The organism is Massilia glaciei, assembly GCF_003011895.2.
GTDB lineage: Bacteria > Pseudomonadota > Gammaproteobacteria > Burkholderiales > Burkholderiaceae_D > Telluria_A > Telluria_A glaciei.
Map to the genome: position 1 here is coordinate 1 of NZ_PXWF02000007.1, position 4,064 is coordinate 4,064.

Annotated in this window: 1 protein-coding gene; it reads right to left on the minus strand. The window is 72.3% G+C overall.

Annotation, left to right across the window (positions count from 1 at the left end; translation table 11 throughout):
• Nucleotides 1-4,064, minus strand: a 4,064-nt coding sequence (locus C7C56_RS28490; RefSeq protein ID WP_181372954.1) for a beta strand repeat-containing protein, incomplete at both ends; no start/stop codon positions are given.

Here is a 4,064-nt window from a genome sequence, read left to right on the forward strand (position 1 = left end):
CCGATGGCCTGCTCGTACATGGTCGCGCCATCGAGCACGTAGAAGTGCGTGCGCCCGTCCGCGCCGGTGTCCTGCAACACGATCCCGGTCGGCGCCTGCACGAACACCGTCGGCGCGTTGACCTCGAGCGCGTCGCCGAGCCCGACGCGCGGCCCGTAGCCGTAAATCGACACGGTGTTGGCGGTGATGTTGACCGCGCCGTCGGTGGCGGCGTCGGCGATGGTGCCGCCCGTGCTGCGCAACAACACGCTGTCGGCCTGGACCAGGCCGATCGCGAGGTTGCCGGCCGCCTCGATGCGCACCGTGCCCGGGGCGCTCAGCGTGGCGCCGCCATCCATGCCGATGGCGCCGGTGGCGCTGTTCAACACGATGCCGCCGCCGCTGGTGCGGACGCTGTCGTGCAGCACGACGCCCTCGCGCCCGTCGAGCACGATGCCCGAGCGCACCGCCAGCTCGCCGGCGCCGACGCTCAACGTGACCAGGCCGCCATAGACCTCGAGCGTGGCGGCGCTGAAGGCGCCCAGGTTGAGCGGGGCGATGCTGACGTCGCCCGCGCCGAGCGCCGCGTGGCCGTCCGCGCCCCGCACCCCGACCACCAGGTGCTCCATGCCGACCAGGCGCTGCAGCATCGCAACACTGATGTTGTACGCGCCGGACGCGCCGCTGCCGCCGATCGTGATGTCAAGCCCGATGTCGGTCGGGCGCAGCAGCACGTCCTTGGCGCCGAGCACGTCGCCGTTGAGGGTCAGGGTGTTGGCCTCGATCACGAACACGCCCGCCGTGCCCTGCAGCACCACGTCGCCGATGATGACCGCGCTGGCGCCCTTGATCACCAGCGAACCGCTGTCGATGGTCAGGGCGCTGTCGAAGCGCACCACGCCGGTGGCCTCGATCTCGATGTTGCCGTTGACCGTGACCGGCTCGCTGAAGGTCACGTTGGCGGCGTTGCCGATGGAAAGGCCGGCGAGCGCGCCGGTGGCGCCGATGGCGCCGCCGAACACCACGCTGTCGCCGCCCGCCGCCAGCGTAAGGCTGGCGTTGGCGCCGCCGGCGTCGACGCTTTGCGCGAACACGATGTCGCCGCCGGCCACCCCCGCGCCGTTGCCGGCCGCGATGGTGACGGCGCCGGTGACGGTCACCGCGCCCTGCGCGAGCAGGCCCTCGGCCCCCACGCTGCCGGTGATGCTGATCACGCTGCCCGGGCCCGACACATTGAGCACGAGCGCATCGTTGAACAGCACCGGCGTGCCGCTGCCGTCGATGGTGATGTCCTGGCCGGGAGCGGCCGCGCCGCCACCGATGACGATCTGGCCAAAGCCGCCGGTCAGGTTGTTCAGCGCGTTCTGGTCGAGCTGCAACACGCCGCCGGTGGCCGGGCCGCCGATCACGATGTTGCGGGCGGGGTCGCTAGGCATGATCAGCAACTCGCCGCCGTTGCCCTCGATGGGCTGCGTGATGACGAAGGTGTCGCCGACCACGCTCAGGTCGCCGCCGGGGCTGGCCGTGACCGGGCGTCCGAACAGCACGCCGCCCGTGACCGAGGTCAGGTCGATGTCGCCGGCCGGGGCGCTCAGGCCCGCCAACAGCGCGTCCGTCACCTGCACCGTGCCGCCATCGGCCAACACCGATTGCTCGGAGGCCGTCACGCCGCCGGCGGCGATCTCGAGCGAGTCGCTGTCGCGCACGCTGATGTCGCCGCTGGCGGTGCGCGCGGCCAGGGTCGCGACCATGGTCTCGAGCGCATTGAGCTTGCCAACCGCGCCGATGCCGCTGCCGGCCGCCATGCGCAGGCCCGCCGCCGCCACGTTCACGGTCTGCGCCGCGCCGGCTGGCTGGGCGTCCGTGATCATGCCGCCGGCCGTCAGGCTGACGTTGCCGCCGCCGGCGTCGAGCAGGCCGACGCTGATGTTGCCGCCCGCCGCCAGGCGCAGGTTTGCCCCGCGCGTGACGCTGCCGTCGCTCATCGTGATGCCGCCCAGCGCCACCAGTTCGGCGCTGCCGCCTGCGCTGACGTTGCTCGTTTGGGTGATGGCGCCAGCGGCCGAGACGGTGATGTTGCCACCCGCCGTGGACAGCGCGCTACCCAGCGTGATGTTGCCCGCGCTGGCCTGCAGCAAGATGTTGCCGCTGCCGTCGGCCAGCACGCTGCCACCCGTGGCCGCCAGCGTCAGGTCGCCGCTGTTGCTGATGAGTACCACGCTGCCGTTGGCGCCGCTCGCCAGGCCCGACTGGACCCCGCTCGCAAACGTGGTCCGCTGGCCCGCGCCGTCGATCCGGTTGGCCGCCACATCGAGCGCGCCGACCGTCAGGCCGTCGGTTTCGGTGAGGAAGACGGCGCCGCCGGCGTGCGCGCTCAGCGTCGAAACGCTCAGCTCGAGCCGGTTGGCGGCCGTGCCGATCGACATGCCCGCATTCACGCGCAAGCCGCCAGCCAGGATGTCGACCCCGGTGTCGCCCGCGCCGTCCTGGTCCAGCACGCTGCCGCCGGCGGTGATGCCGACATTGCCGCTGCCCGCCGACAGGGTCTCGATGGTGACATCTCCGCCCGCTGTGAGCACGATGGCGCCGTTGACGGAGCTGACGGCCACGCCTTCGGCCATGCCGATCAGGCGACCGGCCAGCAGGTCGATGCTCCGGCCCGCCGCCAACGTGGTGACGTTGGCGTTTTGCACCAGGTCGTGGCCGGCGCGCAGCGAGATGCTGCCGGCGCCGCTGACCAGGTTTGCCGCGAGGACGAGGTCGGCGTTGGCGCCGTTGGCCGCCAGCAGCACGTCCTGGCCGGCGACAACGTCGGCGCCGGCGTTCAGCGTGATCGAACCGTTGACCGTCTCGAGCACCAACTGGCCGTTGATGGCCACCAGGCGTTCGACCACGAGCACGTCCGACTCGGTCAGGTAGATACCATTGGCGCCGGTCGCGCCGAGGATGCCGACCGTGCTCGTCAAGTGGCGCGCGCCGCTGCCGATGCCGCCGCCGGCCACCAGGTCGAGCCTGACCGCGGACACGTTGAGGGTGCTGCCGGCCGCGTTGAGGATGCTGCCCGCGTCGGCGCGCACGCTGACCGCGCCGCCGACCAGGTTGCCCAGGGTGGCGTCGGTGGCCGCGTGCACGGCAAGCGTTGCCGTGCCGGCCAGCGCCGAGGCGCCACCCAGCATGGTCAGGGCGCCGCCGTTGGCGTCGAGCGACATGGCCGCCCCGCTTTGCACGGTGCCGTTGATGGCCAACGCGCCGGCGCCGGCGAACACCGTCAACTTGCCGCCGGCGACGGCGGCGATGCCATCGGCGTTGCCGTCGTTGAGGGTGATGGCGCCGTTGATGGTGTCGAGCGCGATGTCGCCGCCCGCCAGCAGGTCGTACTGGGCCGCGTCGCTGGCCACGGCGCTGTTGCCGTCGACAGCCACCCGATTCAGGGCGATGGCGCCGGTGCCGGTGGCGAGCGCGCCCGCCTCGGTGATGAACAATCCGCCCGCGCCGAGATGCGCGCTGAGCAGGGCGATTTCGGTTTCGAGCGCGTTGGTCAGGCTGCCAGCGGCGCCGGCGTTGATGCGCAGCGCATTGGCCATCACATCGATGCCGGCGGCCGTGTCGGCGATGGCGCCGCCCGCCAACAGGCTGACACTGCCCCAGCCAGCTTGGCCGGCCGTCGATCCGCTGGCGCGGTCGGCCGCGCTGCGGGCGTCGAGCAGGCCCAGGGTCAGGTTGCCGCCTGCCGCGTAGCGCAGATTGCCCGCGTTCGAGGCCGTCACGCTGTTTGCGGACATGGTGATGTCGCGCGCCGCGAGCAGCTCGATGGTGGCGCCGGCGCCGAGGGTGGCGATGGCGCCGTCCTGGGCGATGTCGCGCCCCGCGTTCAGGCTGATGCTGCCGGCATCGCTTCGCAGCGCGGCGGCCAGCAACAGGTCGGAATCGGCGCCGCCGCTTTGCAGCAGCATGTTGCCGGCGGCCGTGACCGCGTCGAGCGCAGTGATCGAACCGGCGCCGGTGGCGAGCACCAGCCTGCCGCCCGACATCACGCCGGACATGCCCAGGTCGCTGACGACGGAACTGCTGCCGTCCGCCGCGAG